The 22755-nt window shown below is 64.5% G+C and carries 21 protein-coding genes and 3 tRNA genes; 14 read left to right on the top strand and 10 right to left on the bottom strand.

Annotated features, from left to right (window positions below; genetic code table 11):
• The first annotated feature begins 215 nt into the window (after positions 1 to 215).
• The 9 genes from ACGFNJ_RS33485 (at position 216) to ACGFNJ_RS33445 (ending at position 6811) form a co-directional block, all read left to right on the top strand.
• A complete protein-coding gene (locus ACGFNJ_RS33485; RefSeq protein WP_393457538.1) occupies positions 216 to 833 on the top strand; it encodes a maleylpyruvate isomerase family mycothiol-dependent enzyme in 618 nt (205 codons plus the stop codon).
• Between the two features lie 418 nt (positions 834 to 1251).
• Positions 1252 to 2241, top strand: a complete 990-nt coding sequence (locus ACGFNJ_RS33480; RefSeq protein WP_393457535.1) for a phosphotriesterase — start codon at positions 1252 to 1254, stop codon at positions 2239 to 2241.
• Between the two features lie 191 nt (positions 2242 to 2432).
• A complete protein-coding gene (locus ACGFNJ_RS33475) occupies positions 2433 to 2888 on the top strand; it encodes a nuclear transport factor 2 family protein (protein WP_393457532.1) in 456 nt (151 codons plus the stop codon).
• A 515-nt stretch (positions 2889 to 3403) separates the two neighbouring features.
• Positions 3404 to 4060, top strand: a complete 657-nt coding sequence (locus ACGFNJ_RS33470; RefSeq protein WP_393457529.1) for a maleylpyruvate isomerase family mycothiol-dependent enzyme — start codon at positions 3404 to 3406, stop codon at positions 4058 to 4060.
• A 171-nt stretch (positions 4061 to 4231) separates the two neighbouring features.
• Positions 4232 to 5368: an alkaline phosphatase PhoX gene (locus tag ACGFNJ_RS33465; RefSeq protein WP_393457526.1), complete on the top strand. Its 1137-nt coding sequence runs from the start codon at positions 4232 to 4234 to the stop codon at positions 5366 to 5368.
• A 213-nt stretch (positions 5369 to 5581) separates the two neighbouring features.
• Positions 5582 to 6013 (top strand): nitroreductase/quinone reductase family protein, encoded by a 432-nt coding sequence (locus ACGFNJ_RS33460; RefSeq protein ID WP_393457523.1) that lies wholly within the window; start codon positions 5582 to 5584, stop codon positions 6011 to 6013.
• Positions 6014 to 6538: 525 nt separating this feature from the next.
• Positions 6539 to 6619, top strand: a tRNA-Tyr gene (locus ACGFNJ_RS33455).
• A 13-nt stretch (positions 6620 to 6632) separates the two neighbouring features.
• A tRNA-Glu gene (locus ACGFNJ_RS33450) sits at positions 6633 to 6705 on the top strand.
• Positions 6706 to 6737: 32 nt separating this feature from the next.
• Positions 6738 to 6811 (top strand) — tRNA-Glu (locus tag ACGFNJ_RS33445).
• Between the two features lie 442 nt (positions 6812 to 7253).
• Here ACGFNJ_RS33445 and ACGFNJ_RS33440 read toward each other — a convergent pair.
• Entirely contained in the window at positions 7254 to 8060 is an 807-nt protein-coding gene (locus ACGFNJ_RS33440; RefSeq protein ID WP_393457520.1) for an SGNH/GDSL hydrolase family protein, read from the bottom strand.
• A 658-nt stretch (positions 8061 to 8718) separates the two neighbouring features.
• On the opposite strand from ACGFNJ_RS33440, the gene ACGFNJ_RS33435 reads away from it, so the two are divergent.
• Positions 8719 to 8901 carry a hypothetical protein gene (locus ACGFNJ_RS33435; protein ID WP_393457517.1) on the top strand — a complete coding sequence of 61 codons (183 nt, stop codon included), beginning with the start codon at positions 8719 to 8721 and terminating at the stop codon, positions 8899 to 8901.
• A gap of 90 nt (positions 8902 to 8991) precedes the next feature.
• On the opposite strand, the gene ACGFNJ_RS33430 is transcribed toward ACGFNJ_RS33435, so the two are convergent.
• The 5 genes from ACGFNJ_RS33430 to ACGFNJ_RS33410 all read right to left on the bottom strand — a co-directional run bounded on the left by ACGFNJ_RS33430 (position 8992) and on the right by ACGFNJ_RS33410 (position 12245).
• Positions 8992 to 9360: a VOC family protein gene (locus tag ACGFNJ_RS33430; RefSeq protein WP_393457514.1), complete on the bottom strand. Its 369-nt coding sequence runs from the start codon at positions 9358 to 9360 to the stop codon at positions 8992 to 8994.
• The gene (locus tag ACGFNJ_RS33425) at positions 9360 to 9758 is read right to left on the bottom strand and encodes a VOC family protein (protein WP_393457511.1); all 399 of its coding nucleotides are present in this window, start codon (positions 9756 to 9758) and stop codon (positions 9360 to 9362) included. Before ACGFNJ_RS33425 ends, ACGFNJ_RS33430 begins: the two co-directional genes overlap by 1 nt.
• Positions 9759 to 10013: 255 nt before the next feature.
• Positions 10014 to 10403 carry a nuclear transport factor 2 family protein gene (locus tag ACGFNJ_RS33420; protein ID WP_393457508.1) on the bottom strand — a complete coding sequence of 130 codons (390 nt, stop codon included), beginning with the start codon at positions 10401 to 10403 and terminating at the stop codon, positions 10014 to 10016.
• Between the two features lie 134 nt (positions 10404 to 10537).
• Positions 10538 to 11425 (bottom strand): helix-turn-helix domain-containing protein, encoded by an 888-nt coding sequence (locus tag ACGFNJ_RS33415; protein WP_393457505.1) that lies wholly within the window; start codon positions 11423 to 11425, stop codon positions 10538 to 10540.
• 250 nt (positions 11426 to 11675) lie between these two features.
• Positions 11676 to 12245 carry a YdcF family protein gene (locus tag ACGFNJ_RS33410; RefSeq protein ID WP_393457502.1) on the bottom strand — a complete coding sequence of 190 codons (570 nt, stop codon included), beginning with the start codon at positions 12243 to 12245 and terminating at the stop codon, positions 11676 to 11678.
• A gap of 434 nt (positions 12246 to 12679) precedes the next feature.
• Here ACGFNJ_RS33410 and ACGFNJ_RS33405 point away from each other — a divergent pair, with 434 nt between their 5' ends.
• Positions 12680 to 16540: a hypothetical protein gene (locus ACGFNJ_RS33405; RefSeq protein WP_393457499.1), complete on the top strand. Its 3861-nt coding sequence runs from the start codon at positions 12680 to 12682 to the stop codon at positions 16538 to 16540.
• A gap of 25 nt (positions 16541 to 16565) precedes the next feature.
• Positions 16566 to 17900 (top strand): family 1 glycosylhydrolase, encoded by a 1335-nt coding sequence (locus ACGFNJ_RS33400; protein ID WP_393457496.1) that lies wholly within the window; start codon positions 16566 to 16568, stop codon positions 17898 to 17900.
• A 2-nt stretch (positions 17901 to 17902) separates the two neighbouring features.
• On the opposite strand, the gene ACGFNJ_RS33395 is transcribed toward ACGFNJ_RS33400, so the two are convergent.
• Positions 17903 to 18838, bottom strand: a complete 936-nt coding sequence (locus ACGFNJ_RS33395; protein WP_393457493.1) for an alpha/beta fold hydrolase — start codon at positions 18836 to 18838, stop codon at positions 17903 to 17905.
• A gap of 61 nt (positions 18839 to 18899) precedes the next feature.
• Here ACGFNJ_RS33395 and ACGFNJ_RS33390 point away from each other — a divergent pair, with 61 nt between their 5' ends.
• The gene (locus ACGFNJ_RS33390) at positions 18900 to 19496 is read left to right on the top strand and encodes a CGNR zinc finger domain-containing protein (protein ID WP_393457490.1); all 597 of its coding nucleotides are present in this window, start codon (positions 18900 to 18902) and stop codon (positions 19494 to 19496) included.
• Positions 19497 to 19566: 70 nt separating this feature from the next.
• Here ACGFNJ_RS33390 and ACGFNJ_RS33385 read toward each other — a convergent pair whose 3' ends face one another.
• A complete protein-coding gene (locus ACGFNJ_RS33385; protein ID WP_393457487.1) occupies positions 19567 to 19806 on the bottom strand; it encodes a hypothetical protein in 240 nt (79 codons plus the stop codon).
• Positions 19807 to 20055: 249 nt separating this feature from the next.
• On the opposite strand from ACGFNJ_RS33385, the gene ACGFNJ_RS33380 reads away from it, so the two are divergent.
• Entirely contained in the window at positions 20056 to 20487 is a 432-nt protein-coding gene (locus ACGFNJ_RS33380) for an SCP2 sterol-binding domain-containing protein (protein ID WP_393457484.1), read from the top strand.
• A 21-nt stretch (positions 20488 to 20508) separates the two neighbouring features.
• Here the strand turns inward: ACGFNJ_RS33380 and ACGFNJ_RS33375 are convergent, their stop codons facing one another.
• Both ACGFNJ_RS33375 and ACGFNJ_RS33370 read right to left on the bottom strand, forming a co-directional pair.
• On the bottom strand, positions 20509 to 21828 hold the full coding sequence (locus ACGFNJ_RS33375) for an AMP-binding protein (RefSeq protein WP_393457481.1): 1320 nt from the start codon (positions 21826 to 21828) through the stop codon (positions 20509 to 20511).
• 125 nt (positions 21829 to 21953) lie between these two features.
• Positions 21954 to 22634, bottom strand: a complete 681-nt coding sequence (locus ACGFNJ_RS33370; protein WP_393458461.1) for a helix-turn-helix domain-containing protein — start codon at positions 22632 to 22634, stop codon at positions 21954 to 21956.
• Positions 22635 to 22755: the final 121 nt, after the last annotated feature.

The raw sequence follows: 22755 nt of genomic DNA, 5'->3' as shown, positions 1-22755 counted from the left end.
CGCGACGGTGAATTCTCGATGCGGCAACAGCGGGATCCCTCGGAATGTTCTACAGGCTTGCCGAGAACCTCGGCGTCGGCATCCCCGAGGATGACCTCACCAACCGTCCCGTCCTCAGCGGCCGGCTCTTGCCCCCAGGATCGGCGCTGCCGAGAAGGTGACCTGCCGCGACGGATGCTTTACCCAAGATAGTTGGTGCAGCTAGCCTTTCGGGGATGGGGACTTCCTTGGCTGAGCTGCTCGCGCAGGAGCGCGCCGAGCTGATCGAGCTGCTGCGCACCGTGACCGGCGACGAATGGGAGCAGCCTTCACTGTGCGCTGGGTGGCGGGTCCGTGATGTCCTCGGCCATATGCTCAATGGCACTGTGCCACTTCCGATCTACTCCGCAGTGCTGGTGCGCAGCGGATTCTCTGTCGATCGTTGCAATGCCAGGCTGGTGCGCCGTACCGCCGACCTGCCTCCCGGCGTGATGGTGGACCGATTCGCCTCGACAGTCGGGTGGATCGCCCGGATGTCGCCGGTCCTGGCACTATCCAGTTTGTTCGTACATCAGCAGGACATTCGCCGTCCGCTGGGTCGGGAACGGCAGATTCCGACGGAGCGGATGCTAGCGGTGCTGGACCATCCGGATCCGTTCGCGAAACCGAAGCGATATACCCAGGGACTGCGGATGGTCGCCACGGATGTGGACTGGGCCAGCGGTGCTGGTCCCGAAGTGCGCGGGCCCGGCGAGGCCATCGTGTTGGCCATGGTCGGTCGCGGTGCGGCAGTGAACGATCTCCATGGAGACGGAATCACGACCCTTCGCGAACGTTGCCGAGCCGTTGATTGAGAATGGCACCTTTCAGCCGATCAGCCCGCTGTAATCAATAGTCCAGCCAGCTTGCTGGCCGCGTCGCACGGTATTCGGTGAGGCAATATCGGACGTGTCCGGTTGTGCGGGCCAGCAACTTCGAGGGGGAAACGCCGACAGTCGAATCCGGCTCAATGCCGTCAAATGAGCAAGCCCTGTGCTTCATCACCTGCACCCCGCGTAGCTGGGTTCTGCGCGCCGCTGAGATCCAGGGTGCGTCGTCATTTGTGCTTGCGGTCACGATGACGCGGTCGTGCCTGCGGTCTTCAGGAACCGCATCGAACACTGATACGACACGCGGGCCCCAACGCTGTGCTGTCCCTGACACCGCTGCCGCTTGGGACACTCCTCAGGTCGAGGGCCCGCCGAGGGCCGTCTCTACCTGGAAGGGGTGCCGGTGTCTGCTGTGGAAACGGTTCACGGACCGGTCGAGGTCGATCGGCTCGGTCCGACCCTGATGCACGAGCACATCTTCCTGCTGAATCCGGAATACATGCACAACTACGGGCGCGGTAGCTGGTGGGACGAGGACGCGCGAGTCAACGATGCGATCAACCGACTGCGCTCACTCGCCGGCAAAGGCATCAAGACCATTGTCGATCCGACGGTGCTCGGCCTCGGCCGTGATATTCCGCGGATCCAGCGTGTCGCCGCCGGAGTGCCCGAGTTGAACATTGTGGTGGCGACCGGCGTATACACCTACCACGATGTGCCGTTCGTGTACTACATGCGTGGCCCCGGGCTGCTGATCGATGCCGATGGTGTCGACCCGATGGTCACCGACTTCGTGCGCGACCTCACCGAAGGCATCGCCGACACCGGGGTCACCGCGGCCCTGTTGAAATGCGCTGTCCAAGAGGACATGTCACCGGGGGTGGCGCGAGTGTGTCGAGCAGTCGCTCGGGCCCATCGCGAGACCGGCGCACCGATCACCACCCACACCAACGCCGGTAAACAACTGGGCCGCCCGACGATCGAGCTGTTCCGCACCGAAGGGGTCGACCTCACCAAAGTCGTCATCGGTCACTCCGGCGACACCGCCGACCTGGACTACCTGCTCGAAATCGCCGACAGTGGAGCAATACTCGGCATGGACCGGTTCGGGTTCCCGGACGTGAGCCCCACCGCGCGCGTGAATACCGTTGCGGCCCTGTGTCGACGCGGCTACGCCGACCGGATGGTCCTGAGCCACGACGCCGCATGCTTCTCCGACTGGCTCGGACCCGACGCCCTGGAAGTCAACGCTCGCCTGCTGCCGAATTTGCGCCACGACTACATACCCGCCATTGTGTTGCCCGCCTTGCGCGAAGCCGGAGTGTCCGAGGCCGACATCACCACAATGCTGGTCGACAATCCACGCCGATACTTCACCCCCGCGGGCGCGTAAACACACCAACCTCCGTGCAGACACCGGACGCAGCCACGCCTCGGTCATGTCGACAATGGATCTTCAGGTCGCGGTCCATCGGTCGTTCGAGCATGTCGACGATGGCGCGTTGGGTGGGATCGAGGCACATTCACACGTGACGTATCCAACAATACGAACGATCGTTCGCGAGTTTTGCCTATTCTGAAGTCATGACTCCTACCGATACACCACTTGCCGAAGATCGGGCCAGGATGCGTTCGATCATCGAGAGTTTCTATGAGTACACCTCCGCCAAGGACATGGACAGTGTGCTCGAGCTGTGTACCGATGATGTGCGGATGCGAATCCCGTTCGATCCCGTGGTTTCGGTGCGCGAGGTCACCGGCAAAGAGAACTTGCGTGCGGCGTCCCAGGCGATGGAGGGGTACGACTCGTACCGCCAAATCGTCACCAGCATCGAACCTCTACTGGACCCCAACTCCTGGCTGGTCACGGTCAAAGGCGACCTGTTCGTCCGCAGCACCGGCCTTCCCTACCGCAACGACTACCTCACTCTCTTCCGCTTTCGCGACGGCAAGATCGCCGAATGGACCACCTACCATGACCCCATCCGGCAACTGATCGCCTTCGGCGCCACCGAACTCCCCACCCCCGCCGACACCTGAACCGCCCAGTCCCATCACGACAGTCGTTGCACCTCGCCAAGATTCAACTACCGCAGCTTCCCTCGCTCACCTTGGCCTGTCAGCCATGCGGCATCCAGCAACGCCGCGAAGTTGGCTGCCATCGCCCGAAATACACTGCTGGACAAGCGATCAGGGGGCTCTGACGGCGGAGCGCTCTCGACCGATGCCGCCCTCAGAGCCCCCTGATCACCCGACCAGCCGCCGTCGCCGCGCGCACGACCAGACGGATCGGCTCGGTAACGCAGAAGTCAAGCTCGGAGCCGCACGAGTATGTCGCGGTCGGTGGGGGGTTTCAGGCCTGCTAATGGCGTGACGATAGGTTGACGTGGCCGTCGACTGGTCTTGTGGCCAGGATCGCGTCGAGTCGCTGTTGGTCGTCGCCGATGAATCTGTTCGCATGTCCTCGTCTGCACTACGGATGATGATGAGCGCGGCCGTTGCTCGATGAACCGCGTCGAATCACACCTCGTGCTTGCCCGAACTTGGAGGTTTCCATGTCGAACAACGTTGCTCGCGAGGCTCTTTGGGCGCTCGCGCACGCCGAACGCGCGGTCCTCGCCGACGATCTCGCCGACTTGGACGACGAGCAATGGGGCCGGCCGTCGTTGTGCGGGGACTGGGTGGTCGAGGAGGTCGTCGCCCACCTCACCGCTGGCGCGAGCATCGGCCGGCTGCGCTGGCTGTCCAGTGTCCTCGCCGCCCGCTTCGACTTCGACCGGCACAACAACCGCCAACTCGCCGAATACCGTGGTGCGACCCCCGCCGAAACCCTCGACCGTTTCCGAACAATCATTGCGAGCACCACCGCCCCCTCCGGACACACAGCAGCCTGGCTGGGCGAGGTGGTCGTCCACGCTCAAGACATCCGCCGCCCCCTCGGCCTGTCCCGCACGCCGTCGACGGAAGCTGCCACCGAAGTAGCCCGTTTCTTCGCCGCACGCAACTTCACCGTTCCCAGCCGCAACACGGTCGAAGGCCTGCGTCTGACAGCAACCGACGGACCGTTCACCACCGGAACCGGCCCCTTGGTCACCGGAACAACGATCGCGCTGACCATGGCAATGGCCGGCCGATTCGCCTACTGCGACGACCTCTCCGGCCCCGGCGTCCCCACCTTGCGCAGTCGAATGTCCGACACCAGCACCACCTGATCGCCCGCGGCGAGCGCACCAGTCAAGTGGGAATGGAAAAAGGGTTGTGCGTCAGCATAATTGTGGGCGATCTGGTCAACCATGCATGGATCGTTCACAGCCCTGACGATCCGTGGTGTGACTGCCCTACGGCCCTGTCGGGCCGCGTTCATTGCGCGTTGGAGGATGGTTGTGGATCGTCGTAACTTTCTGCGGGTCAGCGTGGTCGGTGGATCCGCTGTCGCCTTCGGTGGCGCCTCGTGGCTCGAGGCTTTCAGTGCTGGCGCCGAATCCGGCCAGTCGCCGTATGGGCCGTTGGCGAAGCGGCCGGACGGCAACGGTGTGTTCCTGCCGAAGGGCTTCACCAGCCGGATCGTGGCCCGCTCGGGAAAGCAGGTGGCATCGTCGAACTACACCTGGCACCCCGCGCCGGACGGCGGCGCCTGTTTCGCTGACGGCCCCGGCTGGATCTACGTGTCCAACAGCGAGATCGACGCCAGCGGTGGCGTCGGTGCGATCAAGTTCGCTGCGGATGGGTCGATCGTCGGCGCGCACCGCACGCTGTCCGGCACCACCCGTAACTGCGCCGGTGGCGCCACGCCGTGGCACACGTGGTTGTCCTGCGAAGAGGTGGAGCGCGGCGCGGTATTCGAAACCGACCCTTGGGGTGTCAAGCCCGCGGTCCGCAGGCCGGAGATGGGGTTGTTCACCCACGAGGCGTGTGCCGTCGACCCGGAGCGCAGGGTCGTGTACATGACCGAGGATCGCACCGACGGCCGGTTCTATCGTTTCGTTCCCGCGGTCTGGCCCGACCTTTCCGCAGGCAAACTCGAGGTTCTCGTGGAGAACGCAGGAACCGTGAGCTGGCGGGAAATCCCGGATCGGTCGGGCGCGTCCACGCCGACAAGGCGACAGGTGCCTGAGTCGAAGGCGTTCAACGGCGGCGAGGGCTGCCACTACGCCAACGGAACATGCTGGTTCACCACCAAGGGCGACAACAAGGTGTGGGCGTATAACGCGGCGAGCAGCCAGCTTTCGGTCATCTACGAACCTGGCGGCGGTGCGCCGCTGTCGGGGGTGGACAACGTGACCGGCGCGGCCAACGGTGACCTGTTCGTCGCCGAGGACGGCGGCGACATGCAAATCTGCATCATCGCCGACGGCGTTGTCGCCCCGTTCCTTCAGGTGGATCGGTCGAGCCTGTCGGAGATCACCGGGCCTGCCTTCAACCCGGCAGGCGACCGCCTGTATTTCTCCTCCCAGCGCGGTAACAGAGGGTCGAGCAACGACGGCATCACCTACGAGGTGACCGGCCCCTTCCGGCGCTGATGGCGCCGCGTTCCCGTCGGAATACTGGATCTTCTGGCGGGTCGCGGCACTCGATATCGCCCACCTGCAACGAAATTCCGCCCGGCATGTAGAGGATGTCTTGCGCTGTAACGGTATTCGTCGGGCATACCACCGGTGGGAAGCCGGTCGGGGTACGGGACCGATTCGGGTGATTAGGTGGGGATGTCCTGCGGCCGTAAGAAGGGTTGGATCATGCCCAGTGTGTTCCCGTATGTGCTGAAGGTGCATCAGTGGGTGTATGAGCACAGCGGCGGGTTGGTCGGCCATCGGGTGCTGCTCGGGAAGCCGACGCTGTTGCTGCGGACGGTCGGGCGTAAAACAGGGCAACAACGAACGTCGGCGTTGACGTACGGGCGGGACGGCAAGGACTACTTGATCGCCGCCTCCAACGGCGGGGCGCCGCAGCCGCCGGGCTGGCTGGCGAACCTGAAGGCGCAGCCGCAGTGCGAGATTCAGATCGTGCGACAGCGGGTGCGGGTGGCGGCGCGTCCGACCTATCCGGGCGACCCGGAGTACGCCCGCAGGTTCGCGATCATGGACGAGGTGCTCGACGGCCAATATTCCACCTACCAAAAGCAAACGACCCGACTGTTCGCCGTGGTGGTGCTTACTCCCGTCAACTGACGCCGGGCAGTACTGGTCGTGGGCATCGATCCTCGGGTTCCTCACCTCGGAACAGTTCGGCAATCTGCCGCGCCTCATCACCAACGTGGACGACCTCTACCGTGCACACCTGTGCACGATCATGGCAGGCATGGGATTCCATCGTGACGCGATCCCGCCCGTCGAATAAATCGGTTTCGGAGACGGGAATGCCGGTGCTACTTTGGATTCGACGGCAACGGAAGGTAACGGCAATGGGCAAGCACACGAGGTATCCGCTGATGCGGTTCTGTGCTGTCGTTGAACGCTGTGCAGCGGAGGAGTCTTCGCTGTCCCATGCCGAATCATCCAGTTACACAAGCGATCCGTAGACGAGACCGACGGTCACATCACTGGGTCGCGCCAAGGGCTGACAGCCACGGTAGCGGCCCTTTTCGTAATTGGCTGTACTCCACGGAAATCAACCACCCGCACCCGATGTAGGGCGCGGGAATGCGCCTTTGAAAATTGCACAGTGATCACGTCATAAACGAGCGGTTCGTACTCGGGGGCGAAGAGTCTGGTGACTCGGCCTGACTGTAAATCAGGTGCCATCGCGCACGGTAGGTTCGATCCCTACCGCCCCCACGGCCACCCGCTAGGCGCAGTGCTCTGCTGGTTGGGCACCCTGACTTTCACTCAGGACTACGTCGGTTCGATTCCGATCTGCGTCACGCCCGTCAGCTCAGCCGAAGAGCGACGACGAGGCCCCGTGCTCTGTTGGTCCGGGCACCCTGACTCTCGATCAGGACGACGCGGGTTCGATTCCCGCCGGGGTCACTACTTGGATCGGACAGCGTCGCTGGCGTCTGAACGTGTTCTCTACCAAGGAAAGTCAACCAGGCGGGGCCTGGGATCGCCTGCTGAGCGAATCGAGGTCGATGCGACCTTGGGGATCGTGCCCTCGGCTTTCCGCCCTCCCTCGGGAGCGAACTCGTGATCGGCGTGATCACCTGGAAGGTCATGCGGACCGGCGTCCGTCACCGTTTCGAAAACGGATGGTCCACGAGCGTGGATGGGGATCGACACCTCGGCTTTCCGCTCCATCACACTGATGTGCCCGTTCGCCGCGAGAGACGTCTGGGAACGGGACATGAAAGAGCCGACGCGCCGTAAACCGCTCCGTCCTGTCCCGTTCGACAAGCAGCTCATCTTCGAATGGGGCATGGCTGCGGCGACGCTCGCCCGGTCATTGCTTGTCGGCGTCGAACACCATTCGCGGTCAATTGGTTTGGAGGTAGTCGTAGACGGTGTTCGCGACCGCGCGCATGCCGGCGTCGTTGGGGTGGAACGGCATGAGGCGGTAGATCTCGCGCAGCTGTTTCGGTAGTCCTCTGACCCAGGGTTCGCTCGATCCGAGTGCGTGGTCACGGCTGAACTCGTGCATGGGGACCAGGTCGGCGCCGGATGTGGTTGCGGCGCGGGTGAATACCTCGTCGACCTGATCGCCGAGGTTCCGAAATGCGTCGACGGTGGCATCGTCGAGCGGCACCTCGTGGCTGTAGCAGGTGTCGGGACCCATGACGGCGAGGTACCCGACCAGCAAGACGTGCGCGTTCGGGGCCCGGTCCCGGACGGCGTCGACGATTCGGACGAGATTTGTTGCCGCGCGGTCGATGTCGTCGGAGGTGGGTTGTGGCACTCCGCCTCGGGCGAGCTGCGACGCAAGGGGGCGGGTGTGCGGGTCGGTGGACAAGCGTCCCGCGCTGCCGAGCTTGATCATGCTCCCGGCGTATTCGAGGTCGTTGCCGCCTGCGGTAATGGTGACAAGATCCGCATCCGCCGGGAGGCTGTCCAGCTGGGGCGGGTAGGTCGTGGTGAGCAGGCGTTGCGGGGTGTCGATGATGGTGTCGGTGGTCGCGCCGGACACCGTGACGTCGGTGAGTTCGGCGCCGAGTTTCTCCGCGAGCAGGTGCGCGTAGTTGTTGGCCGAGCGGTTGGCTTCCTTGTCGATGATCGGCTCGATGTCAGGACCCGACGCAAACGAACTCCCCAGTGCGACAATGTGTTTGAACGGCATGCTGCTCATGGATTGCCTCCTGTCATCGAGCTGCGGGTTTGCTTGGTAGCGCACGGGTCGTCCCATGACGTATGAGGGTGTGGCCGATCACGCGCAATGACACTGCGCTGCCGAGATCGCATCAGGTCGACGGCAATGAGCCTTGACAAATGCTAACCGTCGCTGCGGCGCCTCGGGGCAAACTGCCTCGACATGCGGTCTTCCGCGCCGCCGCGGGCCCGCTGAGCCGTCGCAGCGCGGGCGGATCATGCGCGGAGGCGCTGCCCACTGTCGGGCGCCCGACACTGCCGCGCAGCGACCACCGATGTTCGTCGACCACAGATGCTCGGCGCCAGCTGCGTAGCCGACGGCGTTGCCGGTGGTCGGCAGGCGCAGTAGCTCGAAGTTGTAGTGGCGGCAGATCTCCGATTCGATCGAAACCGTGTGCCCAGTAGACCAATTCGTCGATCGCGGGATCTGGCTCGGTTTCTGGGCGTCTCGGCCGATTGTGTCGGACCCTCGCGCCATACTGATGGTCATGGGGTATGAAGCGGTGCGGCCGCATTCTCGCAGGGGACGGATAGGCGGGAGTTACGTGCGCGGGTCTGTCCGCTTCAGAGACCGGCCCGCGCCCCGGCCAGGGCGCTACCGATCGCCGTATTTTCACGGCTACCGCAGCGCGTCGCCCATGCCGATTCTGTGGGCCCTCGGCGCGCTTGTCGGCGGCGTGTTCCTCCTGCTTGTCGTGCTGACCATCGCCAACATGGGATCTACCGACAGCCCGACCGGCACCGCTGTCGTCCCGTCCACTGTCGCACCCGCGCCGACTGTCCCGCCCCAGCCGTGCTTCCCGTTCCAGACGTCCTGCTGATCTCCACCGGCTAGTGAGTCGAAATCCCTTGTAAAGCGAGAGATTTCGACTCACACCGTGTGCGGAGAGGCGCGTTGAACGCGCAACGTGCTAGTTCTGGAGTACGGACAGTACGTTGCCTGCGGGGTCGGTGAACCAGGCGATCAAGGGGCCACCGCCGCGATGGATGCCTTTCTCGTCCTGTTCTGCGAATTCGTAGCGTTCGAAGGCAACGCCACGGCGGGTCAGTTCGTCGACGGCCGCGTCGATGTCGGGAACCGGAAAGTTCAGAATCGTGAATGTAGCGGGCGTGTGGTTCGGTTTCGGATAGGCGACGACCGAGCCTCCGCCGCCGAGGTGCAGTCGAAGTATCCCGTTCTCCTCGGAGACCTTCAGCCCCAAGATTTCGGTGTAGAACGTCTTGGCTGCCTTGGTGTCATCGACCGAGAATCCACTGAACGCGTTGCTGTCGGCGAGCATCACTTGCCCCTCTCTGTCATCTCAGCGCGGTGCTGCGGGCTCAGCTGGACGAGTTGGATGTAGTTTCCGTCGGGGTCGATGGCCGTCGCGAACAGGCTGCCGTCGCGATCGTCGAGTTCGGCCAGCCATCGCCCACCGAGGTCGTCGATGCGGCCGACGATCGCTTTAGCGTCCTCGACATCGACGTTCAGGATCACCCGCCCCGGTTCGGGATTCGCGGCCCCGACATCGTCGCGGGTGTCGATCATGACGTAGAAGCCGCCGAAGTCCAGGACCTCGTAGCCCGGCTCCCCAGGCGTGCGGTCGACCTTCAGCGCGAAAGCCGTTGCGTACCAGTCGCGAAGGCGCGCAGGGTCGGTGCTGGACAACAACAGACTGCCGATCGTGGGTGTAGTCATATTGGTAAGACGACGCGAGATCGACGAACTAATCGGTGCGGCGGTCAGGAGGTCGTGGTCTGCTACAGCGCCCACTCAGATCGCCACCGCGGCGCCGGTCGCGCATGTACCTGCGGGAAATCCCCCAAAGTCCCTGATGGACAACGGCCGCCTGGGAGTCGAGCCGGGCGCACCGGAAGAGGATCACAGCGGCGGGGGAGAAGGCAAGGCGCGCGGAACCCGCCGGTCCCGATCGCGCCTGCGGATAGTGCCTAGTCAGAACATGGTGTTGTCGTTCTCGGCGGCAGCTGGCACTACCTGCAGCACATCCCAATGCTCGACAATCCGACCACGCTCATCGAGGCGGAATATGTCCATCCCCGCGTAATCTTCACTGCCCGGCCAGGTTTGGTAGCAATGCAGAACCACATAATTGCCCTCGGCGATGACGCGCTTGAATTCCACTTTCTTGCCGGGGTATTCGGCTGCCATGCGCTCGAAGTAGCCGATGAAAGCCTCTTTGCCGTCGGCCACTCCCGGATTGTGTTGTATATAGGTGTCCCCGACGTACCTTTCGACGGCTTCGGCCGGGCGACTCTGATTGAACATCAGATCGTAGAACGCCGTAACAGTATCCTTGTTATGTTCCAGCGGATCAGGACCCATAAGTCATCACCATAGGCCAAAATGCCGCGGTCAGGATCTTTCCGAAGGCCTGCGTGTCGGCACAGAACGGCGATGCTGCGACGATCGGTGCGACATCAGCGGCGGTGAAGACCTGACCACGCACCGGAAGCGACTCAAAGCGCTGCGGCAGCGTCGATCAAGATTTCCCGCGATCGCGCCGGTGTCTCTGCCTGGACCGCGAGCCGGTCCATGACCTGGCGGTAGTGGGTGACATCGTCCGTGCGGTCCAAGTACAGCGCGGTGGTCAGTTGTTCCAGGTAGACAATGTCGGGCAGGCTGCGCTCGATGAAGCGCAGCATGGTGAACGGGGTGCCCGCGGCCGCACTGGCGCCGGACCGGTAGGACAGCACCTGGATGGTGACGCTCGGCTTGGTCGACATCTCTACGAGGTGCTCGATCTGCTCGCGCTGCACCCGCGTGCCGCCCACCCGCCGGTGCAGCACGGTTTCGTCGAGCACCGCCCACAGCAGCGGCCCGTTGGGCGCATCCAGGATCTCCTGACGCTTGGTACGCAACTCCACCCGTCGCGCCGGATCCTTGGATGACTCCTGCCCCACCTCGACCACTGCGGTTGCGTAGTCATGTGTCTGCAGCAAACCCGGAACCAGTTGGCTCTCATAGGTTCTGATCGTCTGCGCCGCGCCTTCCAGTCCGATATAGGTCTCGAACCATTGCGGCAGCAGGTCGCTGTAGCGATGCCACCAACCCGGCAGATTGGCCTTACGCGCCAGATCCAGGAACATCTTTCGCTGCTCTGCGTCGGTAACCCCGTACAGGTCAAGCAGATCCACGATGTCACGCTCTTTGAACCCGGTCCGGCCGAGCTCGAGCCGACTGATCTTGGCGTACGAGCCACGAATGTGATCGCCCGCTACCTGTGGCGTGATGCCACTTGCTTCACGCAGCGCCCGCAACTGACCTCCGACCGCGATGCGTAACGCCGTCGGGCCACGTTCCGCGACGCTCGAATCGACAGAGATCCGTTTCGGTTCTGCGTTCATGAGCTTCAACTCCGATATCCGACGGCCACCAGCGGCAGCGCCGTCCTTACCGTGCGCAAGCACACCGCGTCCGCACTGATGATACCGCTCATGTACACAACTTCAGTCCAGCCTCAACCTTGTAACTGTTCACCCACTTGCCTGGGGGGCAAGCGGGACGCAGCGGCCAGCGAAAACTTCGGTATTGCTTAGGGCGAGTAACGTGTTTCGTCGGTGTGCCGACGGGTTCGGTGCACGTGGTTGCCCATGATCAGCACGACGTGTCTCCGGGAGCCTTCACACCACGGACGACTGTCACACCTGCGCTCTCGAAAAGGCTGGTTGCTCTCGCCATATGACATCCCGAGGTGACGAGGACGACCGCTGGAATCATTCCTCGGTTGCGCAGAATTTCCGCTGTGCGCTGCGCGTTCTGCTTTGTGTCGCCTGCCGTCGACTCTTCGACTATCTGGCCCCCGCTGATGTGGTGCGTCACCAGCCAGTTTCGCATTGCCCGGGCCTCCGTGACGCCGCTCGGATTCTGGTTGGCTCCGGTGACAATGATCAGGGAACCCGGGTTTTGGTTGTTCGCCTTCGCTGCGCGCTGCCACTCCTCGGATACGGCCTTCAGCCGAAACACGGCCATGGGACCGGGGGCTCCCTGCGGTGTGACTCCGGCGCCGAGAACGACGTACGTCGTTTGCGAACCTGCGTTCGCCACTGGGACAGCGGCACCGAGTGCTGCCCCGACGATGCACGCCGCGATTCCCGCGGTCAGCGCGGATCTCCGGGTGATCCCGGAGCCGGTGCGGAGCCGGTGTTGGTTTCTGTTGTGCGACATAGTGTTCAACCCCCCTGTTTCGGATCTGGCCTGTCCGGGCGAAATGGGCGACCGCCAGTACGGGATGTGTGCTGACGGAGCTGATTTCGACCGGGTTTGTCGTCTGGAGGCGGGAGGCTCTCCCCTCCGGAGCCCGAATCCGCCTCCAGACGTTCTTACCGAACCTCCCCGAGCTGCTTCGTTGGGTCGGTGAGGCTCTGCAGAAAGCCTGGCGCTGCGGCAGCTGCGGGCCAATCGGTCTCTTGTCTACGGACGGGTGAAGTTGCTGTTAGGACAATGTTTTCGGGTTTCCCGGTCCGGCAGTGAAGCGCGTCTGCGCCCGCCGGAGGTATCGTCGATGTGGTTGTGCCGCAGGGGAAGATGTCGAAACCGGGGAGTTGAGACGTTGATGGCCGGAGATCGTTTATGGCGCTGGCAAAGTCGACGTGCCGCCGATGGTTGATACGGCAGGCGATCAGGGCGTCGGTAGTTCACCCCGCAAGGTGTTCACCCGACAGTTCAACAGACTGTGGGAACGCGCGGGGAATCCCGTCCTCGATCGGGTGGCACGCACGGCCAACCAGCGTGAAGAGGCAGCCAGGGGCCACGCAGGGACGCTCACGACCCAGCGGCTCAGTGATTGGCGCGCCGGTGCCATCCCGGCCCGGTGGGAAGTGCTTCGACCGGCGCTGCTGACCCTGATCGAGCTGGCGAAACATGCCCAAGGGCGGCCTCCCGCAGGACTTTTCAACCTGCGGGACTGGCAACGCTTGTGGTCTGAGGCCAATGCGTGGAAACCGCCGGAGGACCTCCACTGCCCGTATCAAGGCCTGGCACCGTACTTTTCGGGCGACGCCGAGCGGTTTTTCGGCCGCGAACGCGCAACCGACGACCTCGCGGCGCTGGTCCGATCGACCGACCGGGCCGGTGGCGGGATCATCGTGGTGTTCGGCGCCTCCGGCGCAGGCAAGTCGTCGCTACTCGCCGCGGGGCTGATCCCCGCTCTCGGGCCCGAATGGACGACCACCATCAGCACACCGGACCCAGACCTCGCCGCGATCGAGATCCTGTCGGATCGCGGCGGTCGGCGCCTGATGGTCGTCGACCAGTTCGAGGAACTGTTCACCGCGGCAATCGGCGACGACGCCCGCAGGGCGTTCATCGAGCGGTTGCCGCGCTACGCGGATCAGGGCGTCACGGTGGTTATTGCGGTGCGGGCCGACTTCTTTGCGCCCTGCCTGGACTATCCCGTGCTGGCCGACGCCATCACCCAGCGTCCCTTCCTATTGTCCGCGATGAGCAGCGATGAACTGACCGATGCGATCAGCAAACCGGCGGCCATGGCGGAACTGAAGCTGGAATCAGGCCTGGTGCAACTGATCCTGACCGAACTCAGCGGGCTCGGTGACGTCACCGATGGCGACAGTTCGGGTGCGCTACCGCTGCTGTCTCATGTCATGGAGGCAACCTGGCATCGACGCAAGGGACGCAAGCTGTCCGTCGACGGTTACCGGGCCGCGGGTGGTGTCGTCGGGTCCGTGGCCCACACCGCAGACACCGCGTGGCAGAAACTGGATGACTCGCAGCAGACAGCGTCCAAAGACATGCTGCTACAGATGGTCACCGTCGGTAACGACACCCGCGACACCCGACGCCGGGTTGCCCGCGTCGATCTGCTCGCTCATACCAGCGACCCCGACGCCGCGGCGACAGCGCTGGAAACCCTTGCCCAGGCACGGCTGATCACCCTCGACACGCATGCCGCGATCCTCACCCACGAGGTGGTCATCGACGCATGGCCGGAGCTGCGGAAATGGATCGACGCCGATCGCGAAGGCCACCTCGTTCGTCAGCGGGTCGCCGCCGACGCTGCGGAATGGTCCGCCTCGCAACGCAACCGAGCCCTGCTGTATCGCGGCGCACGCCTGGCGCAAGCCCGCGAACATCAACCGAGACCGACCGGGCAGACCGGCGAATTCCTCATCGCAGGCATCCGGCATCGCCGCAGGCGCATCGCCGCGCAGGCCGGGCTCGCGGCGGCGGTGGTCGTGCTGCTGGTCGCCGCGCTGACCAGCGTCGTCCGTGCCGACATCACCAGCAGGGAGCGCGACGAGGTCTTCTTCACCACCGTCCTGAGCGAGGCCGACCGCCTGCAGAACAGCGAACCGACGCTGTCCGCGGAACTCAGCCTCCTCGCACAGCGGCTGCGCCCTGGTCATCCTGAAGCCGCAGCACGTCTTATCGCGAGCCAGAACCTGCCGGTGGCACAGACTTTCGCCGACCACGACGGAGACGTCACCGCGCTGGTCTACCTCGACAACGGTCTGCTGGTCACCGCGGGCGACGATCATGTCATCCGGGTACGCGACCCGGCCACCGCCGCCCTTACGGCAACGATCACCGACCTCACCAGCCGAATCACCAGTCTCGACGGGCGCGGATCGACATTGATTGCGGGCAGCGCAGACCACACCGCGCGAATCTATGACCTGTCCACCCCCGGACAGCCCCGCTCGCTACAGGTCGTCGACACCGGGTCCCCGATTACGAGCCTGGCGCTTTCGCGCGACGGCCGCACTGTCGCCATCGCCAACGACGACCAGGTCACGCTGTGGGATATCACCGACCCGCAGACAGCCAAACCTCGCTCGCCGGCTCTGACCGTCGGTGAAACTGTCTATGCGGTGGGATTCAGCAGTGACGACAAAACTCTGGGGACAGCAAGCACATCGGTGCAAGGCTTGTTCGGCAAGTCGCTCACGGCTCGGCTGTGGGACCTCGACGCAGCACCGAGCACCCGTACTGGAACACAGGTGGCGCAAGTCGTCGACGGACGAATGTCCCTTGATCTGTCCGCCAGCACCCCTCTGCTGGTCGCCGCGGGCCGGTGGCCGTCGCAGCCACCCGGCAGCGACGCCGAAATCCGGTTCCTGAACGTCGAAGACCCCCACCATCCGAACCCTGCTGCCGCGGGCTTCTCCGTCGCCTCCGCCTACGACCTGATCAGCGTCATTCTCAGCCCCGACAACCGGACCCTTGCGACCGTCACATCTTTCGGCACCCAACTGTGGAACCTCGCCGATCTCGCTCACCCCGTTCCGTTAGGACCGCCGCTGGCCGCCGCCGCAACCTGCCTCGGCGCATCCGGCAACCGGCGATGCTCCACCATTCCGGCGGGCGCAGCCTTCAGTCCCGACGGACGCACCTTCACGGTCGCCACCGTCGGCGGCACGGTGCAGCGTTGGTCGCTGCCGAGCACCACTCCGGCTGGGCAAGCCGGACAGATCCAGCCCCCGGCGGTCAGCGCCGACGGTACCCGGATGATTACCACTGCCCACGGCGCCGCCGCCCGCATCTGGGACATCCACGACCCCGCGGCGCCGCAGCTACGCGGCACCGTCGACAACGTCACCGGAATCGCAGGCATGTCCGGCACCAGTTACCCCGTCGTGAGCTTCGACGGTCGGTTCGCGGCACTATCGATCAACGGGGTGATCACGCTCCTCGACATCTCCGACCCAGGCAAACCCCGTGCGACACACCGTTTCCCGGAAGCTGCCGGTGTTGCGTTCGCCCTTGACCAGCAGGTGCTGGTTACCCTCTCCCGAGGGCCGGTCGCGACATTGACCGTCTGGGACTACGCCGACCCCGACCGACCGGTGCAGCGCAGCGCAGCGATCGTCGTGCCGTCATCGGGTCGACTGTTGCGCACAGGATTTCGATTCGCTGCCAGTCGCGACGGCAAGATCGGCGCCACCCTCGCCGACAAACTCAACGTGTGGGACACGCCGCTGTCGCTGGAACACTCCACCGGGCCGATCGGCACCACCGCCGCCGACTGGCTCGGCGACGGCGGAGGTCTCGCGGTCAGCCCCGACCACCGCACCGTTGTCGCCGGATGGGACGCAGGCACGGCCCGCGTCTTCGACATCACCGACCCGGGAACCATTCGGCCGCTGGGAGATCCATTGGCGGCCAGCAGAAGCGCTGTCTCCTCGGTGGACATCAGTCCCGATGGCCGCCGCCTGGCCACGGCAGGCACCGATGCCACCGTCAGGCTTTGGACCTTCACCGATCCCGAGCACCCCAGCCCCTACGGCCCGTCCCTCACCCCACCGGGCTCAGGCCGTTGGCATGTCGCTTTTCACCCGAAGGCCAACTACCTCATCGGCACCGGCGGCCAAGGCGCACTTCGACTCTGGGACCTCGAGCCCGAGCATGCCGCACGCCGTATCTGCACCCTCACCGCCGACACCATCACCACCGACCTCAGCACCTACCTGCCGGGTCGGAAGCTGCCAACGCTCTGTCCGTGATCGCTTGTTCGAAAGTGAAGACACCATGCGACGATTCACCCGGCGTGCCGCATTCGGTCTTGCGGTGGCCGGTCTCATCGGCCGACCCGCCGCTGCTGCCGGGCGGCCGGCGCCGCCCATCGACCTGCCGCCGCTGGGGCGCGAATTCCTCTGGGGCGTCGCAGGTTCCGGATTTCAGAGTGAAGGTCACACACCAGACAGTCACCAGCGGCGGCTGTTCACCGAACACACCGCGCTCGCCCGATTCCCTGATTGCGTGGACTTCTACACTCGGTACACATCTGATATCGCGCTGGCCGCAGACCTCGGAGTCGGGGTGTATGGCATCAGCATCGAGTGGGCGCGGTTGCAGCCCAGGCCCGGCGAATGGGACGAGGCCGGTTTCGAATTCTACGACCGTGTGCTGGATGCTATGGCCGCCAACGGAATCCGCCCGATGCTTACCCTCGACCACTGGGTGTATCCAGTGTGGATCGCCGAGCGTGGCGGTTGGGGCGATCCGGGCATTGTCGAGGCGTGGCTGGGCAATGCCCGCAAAGTGGTGGACCGCTACGCATCCCGAGACCCGCTGTGGACAACGGTGGCCAACCCGGGCGCGTACATGAAGTTCGAGTCGCGCGACACGCTACCGACCACCGGCCTTTCGGCGATGGCGCTGCGGATTGTCGACGTGCACAACGCCATCTACGACCACATCCACCTGGTGCAGCCGAGTGCGCAGGTGACGATGTCGATCAATGTCGTGGCAGGCACGATCGCGGATGCCACAGAAAGCCTGATAGTGGACAGGGTCATCGACCGCCTGGATTTCATCGGTCTCGGTACCTACATCAGCTTCTCGCTGGACACGCTGCCACAGCTGGCGGAGCACACGCTGATCGCACCGCAAGACCTGAGTAGCCCGCTGACGCACGCGGTACAGCCGGAATCGATCTATTACGCGCTGCACTATTGCGCACACAGATTTCCCGGCAAACCGGTGTATGTGGTGGAAAGCGGGATGGTGACGCGGAACGGCCTGCGAGACGACGGGTACAGCCGCGCCAACCACCTGCGCGACACCGTCTACTGGTTGCAGCGCGCCCACGCCGACGGAATCAACGTGATCGGCTACACCTATTGGACGCTCACCGACAGCTTCGCGTGGGGCAGCTACGCACTGCGTTTCGGCCTCTACTCCGTCGATGTCGGCACCGACCCCACCCTCGCCCGCAAACCCACCGACGCTGTCGCCGCCTACCGCGCCATCACCGCATCCAGCGGAGTACCGGGCAACTATCGTCCCTCCCGGCCGCCGGCCACCTGCTCATTCGTCGACCTCCCCGACAGCTGCACCGACCCGGTGACCCTGCCACGTTGAACTCATTCCAGCGCCACGGATCTCCCGTCTGCTTCCACATCGAGCATGAAGCGGGAGATAAGATCCGCGCACTCTCCGGAGTGGGTTTCCAAGAGTTGGTGTCCGCTTTCGAAGACGTGGATCTCGAGCGAATCAAGCGTGCGGTTGTACGCCATGATCTCGTTGAGATCGAAGAAAGGGTCGTGCCTGCCCCACAGCAGCAGACACGGCGGCTGGTGTTCGCGGTGGTAGGCGCGAATGGTGGGGAAGCGCGCAATGTGTGACCCGTAGTCCGAGAAGATCTTGAATTGGATGTCGATGATCCCGGGCCGCGACAGCCGTTCCCAGTCCAGATGCCAGCCCTCGGGCGGATAGAGACACGCCAGGCGCTCTGGCTGATTTCCGATGTACTGGTATCGGGTTGTCTCGAAATTCATCCACTCGGGGAGCTTGGCTCTGTTCGCCGCGGTGGGTTCGGCGAAGAACGCCTTCGGGCCGTTCCACTCCGGCCCGAGCCCGTCGTCATGGGCGTTGCCGTTCTGCACGATCAGGCCGCGGATCCGGTCCGGCCTGCGAGTCGCGAGGTGGTAGCCCACTGGCGTGCCGAAATCGGTGGCGAATAGGAAGAATCTGTCGAGTTCCAGCGCATCGAGGAATGCCTCGATCGTGTCGGCGATGTTCTCGAACGTGTAGTCGTAAGCATCGGCGGGCGGTGCTGCAGAGAAGCCGAAAGCGGGCAGATCAGGCGCAACGACGTGGGCGGTTCGGGCAAGTGGCTCGATGATGTTGCGGAACGCATACGACGAATTCGGGTAACCGTGCAGCAGCAGGATCGCAGGCAGCTCCGGGTCTCCAGCATGTCGGTAGAAGATATCCAAGCCTTGGACATTGACGGTCTCGTGCCGAGTCTTGCGGCGATGGTCGTGCATCTGGTGCTTCTCCTCGTGCCGAACCGGCATCTCGCCTACCGGATACTATGGTTATAGAGGTTACCGGTGGCGTAACCTCTAAACACACAAAATGGAGTTATGTGCCGTGGTGACGAAATGGGTGCCGGAGCACTTCATCGGCGGGCATCCCGCTCTTGACCTCGCGAACGCCGTGTATGACCGGCGGGTGCCCGGGCCCGACAACGAGTTGTTCAGATCCGCTCGTGACATCGGGAACTGGTTCATGGCGTCGGAGCTGGCCGACGCTCGCGAAGCCGCGGCCGTCGCGGGGATAGCAGACGAGCCTTTTGTTGGGCGGGTCCATGCTGTCAGGGAGGCATCGGCCAAGGTTTTCGGAGCGATCGCTTCGAACACTGCGCCCGCGACGGAGGCTTTGGGCTTCCTTTTCCGTTCCGCCGCAGGCGGACTCGTCGACGGTGCCGTCGGATTGAATAACACGAGACCCGACCTTGCCCCTGCCCGGTGGCGGGACCCCGACGCCGTCACGGCCGTTCTGGCCATGCTCTCGATCGAAGGCTTTTACTCGCTGCCACGCGAAAGGCTACGTTCCTGTCCGCGCTGCGACTGGTTGTTCCTGGACACCTCCCGCGGCGGGAAGCGTCGCTGGTGCAGCATGCGGGTCTGCGGAAACCGCGAGAAGGTTTCTCGCCACCGAGAACTCGACTAGATAGGTGGAAATAAGTTGCGGCACTTGCGATGTCACGCCGATGCCCAGTTTTGGGTGCATCGACCTTGCGTCAGCGGGTCTCGGTGGCTTCGATCGGCTTGTAAGCCATGGTGATTGCCAGCTGGGCGCAACAATCGGTCAGCGACAGGACGCGAGCTCGCTCGACGGCGAGCACGAGTGGAGGGCGGGTAGTGATGGTGTCCCGAGCGTTGGTGTTGGGCAGTGGCGAGAGCATCGGGTTCAGCTGGTTGTGGGGAGTGTTGACCAGTCTGTCCGAGGCTGGGATCGACCTGCTCGACGTCGAACTCATGGTAGGCACGTCCGTCGGTGCGGCAGCCGCGGTGGAGCTGACCACCGGTGACCCGCATCGCCTGCTCGACGAGATCTTGGCAGCGGGACCGCGTGAGCGGCACTCCCCGCCGACTCCCGCGAGTGGGCGACGTGGCTGGCGGGGTCTGCGGGGCGGGTCGCGAGCGCGTGTTCCGATGACGCGCTCGACGCGCCAGTGTTCAACCCTGCGGGCGACGAGCGGTCCGGGACGCGGTTCTGGTTGTCCACCATGCTGAATGAGGCGGTCGTCCACGGCTTCGACGCCGCCAACGCGGCGAACCGACCCGCCGACATCGACGCTGACGTGGCTGCCGCGCTCATCAGTAACCACCTCGCGATGCTCACTTCCCTCACGTGGGAGATGCAGCGATCCGAGTCCGCGCACGCAATTCGTGGCACCGGGCAGACCCTGCAGTGGCTGGCCACCGACATCGCCGACGGCATGGGCGCATGGTTCGTCGAGCGGCAGCCCGATGGGCCGACGTGGCAGGCAGGAAGCCGGCAGGCCGATGTGACGGTGAGTGGCCCGGCGCGATCGTTGCTGCTGGCCTTGACCCGGCGACTCCCGCTCTCCGACCACGTCGCCACCGACATTAGCATCGACGGCGACACTGACCTCGCTGAGCACTGGCTCGACAACACCGCCCACGTCAGCGGCTGACCGGCACCAAAGCGCCACTGATCAAGTCGATTCCGACACGCGGCTCGTCACGAAGAGTTCTCCGTCGGCGAGGTAGCCGAGATCTCCGGTGCGCAGCCAGCCATCCGGGCCGATTGAGTTGTGCGCCTCGGGATCAGCTCCCAGGTAGGCATGGGCGACGGACGGACCGCTGACCCAGATTTCACCGACAGCGCGCTCGCCGAGGGTCGCGCCGGTGGTGTCGCGGATGACGATCCGATGGCCGCGCAGCGGTGGTCCGCAACTGACGAGGGTTTCCACTCCATCGGAACCTTCAGTCGCAGTGACATTTTCGATGGGAGTGGCGTGCCCGGCGGACAGCGCATCGGCCTGGACATGGTCCGTGCGGTAGCGGCGGCTCGCGGGCGAGAGCGTGACCGCGAAGGTGGCCTCGGTCAGCCCGTAGCACGGTGTCAGCGCTTCGGGATTCAACCCCGCCGGGGCGAAGGTGTTCAGGAACCGTTGCAGCACACTGTTATTGATGGGTTCGGCACCGCAGCCGAGAACGTACACGTGGCTGAGATCAAGAGCGGCGGCTTCCTCGGGTGAGATCCGGTGAGCGCTGAGGTCGAAGGCGAAGTTGGGTGCGAAGCTGATCGTGGCGCGCCGTTCGGATATGGCGCGCAGCCACAATCCAGGGTCGCGGACGAAGGACCGGGTCGGCATGAACGAGACGGGGACGCGAACCAGCAAGGGGGCCAACACGAATCCGACCAGTCCCATGTCGTGGTGCAGCGGCAACCAGGACAGTCCTCGGTCGGTGGCGGGGCCGCTCTGGAGGCCGTCGCGCATGATCGCCATCCCGTAGGCTTGTACGGCGCCAACCCGCGCCGGGATACCACGCGGGTTGCCGGTTCTGCCGCCACTGAACTGCACATATGCCGTCTCATCCGGCCCGGGCCGGTAGGGGTCCGACTTTTCCGGCGACGCGGCCACCACGGTATCGAGGACAATCGGCCGACCACTGCCCGTGGGCGGTTCGGTGCCAGCGCGCAGCGCGATTGCGTTGGCCTGCGCGGCTCGGGCCATCGCAGCGACGCAAGTGCTCCACGCGGCACGACTGCCCGCAGTCGGCGGCACCGGAACAGGGACCACTCCTGCCCACAGCGCGCCGAGGAAAGCCGGGACGAAGATATGCGGATCGGTGGCCTCTACTGCGACCCGATCTCCAGCCTGCAAGCCTGCCTCTCGCCAGCCCTGTGCGCTCGATTGCACTGCCCGCAACAGGTCGTGGCGGCTGAGCGTGGTCCACTCGCCATTCTCTCCGGCATACTCATGGGCCGGTGCGTGATCACCTTCGTAGTTGGCGACAACGTCGTTCACCCACTCCTCGCCCAAGGCTCATTGCCCTTCTTACGCAGTCGATTTCGAACCTGTCAATCACGTTCCGGAACTCAGTACACGTGAATGTTCAGCTCGAGGCCATGCGCGAAATTGCCGAGTGTCGATCAGTTCTTGCGGTACACCGAGGGGCGAGTGCCGGTGTGCCGCAGGAAGGCGTTCGACAGCGCGCCGGTGCTGCCGAAGCCACATCGCGGCGCGATCTGGTCGATCGAGAGTTCGGTGTCGCGCAGGAGCCGTTTCGCCGCCTCGACCCGCAGTGTGGTGAGGAACCGGTGGGGTGTGGTCCCTGTTGCTTTCCGGAAGACCCTGACGAGGTGATACACGCTCAGGTGCACCTCGCCCGCGATGTCGGCCAACGTGATCGGATCGGCGAATCGCTCGCGCATCACCGCAACCGCCGAGCGGACGCGCTGATCGTCGCGTACCGGCGCCCGGGGAGCCGACGATCGGGCATGTCGGGTGAGCAGGTGCATGCTCAGGAAAGCGGCGGCGGATTCGGCGTAGAGATCATCGCCGATGCCGGGCACGGTGAGCGCTCGGGCGACCTCCTCGATCAGCGGATCTCCCGTGCTCAAGGACGCAGCCATCGCCTCGAAATCCACTGTGCGGCCGCTCAATTGCGCCGCAGCCGCATCGACGGTGTCGCGCGGAACGAGAATCTGCACGCTGCGCATCGGCTGCTCGGCGTGAAATCGCAGCACGACCGATTCGTCCGGGAGCCGGAGGTCGACCAGCCCAGGCGCCCAGGTGTAGCGGGTGCCCCGCCCGCCGTTTCGCCGCTCCATCACCGCATGTCCCGCGACCGGAAGCACTAGGGCGTGTTTCGAAGTCCGCTGGTGGTGGCTGCGCGTAGCGGCGCCACCACCAGCGTTTTCGGTGGAAGCTGTTGCCCGCGTTGGCATATGA

It is taken from the genome of Nocardia sp. NPDC049149 (assembly GCF_043197455.1).
Taxonomy (GTDB): domain Bacteria; phylum Actinomycetota; class Actinomycetes; order Mycobacteriales; family Mycobacteriaceae; genus Nocardia.
The sequence above is the reverse complement of the archived record's forward strand: the minus strand, read 5'-3'. Positions and strand labels throughout refer to the sequence as shown.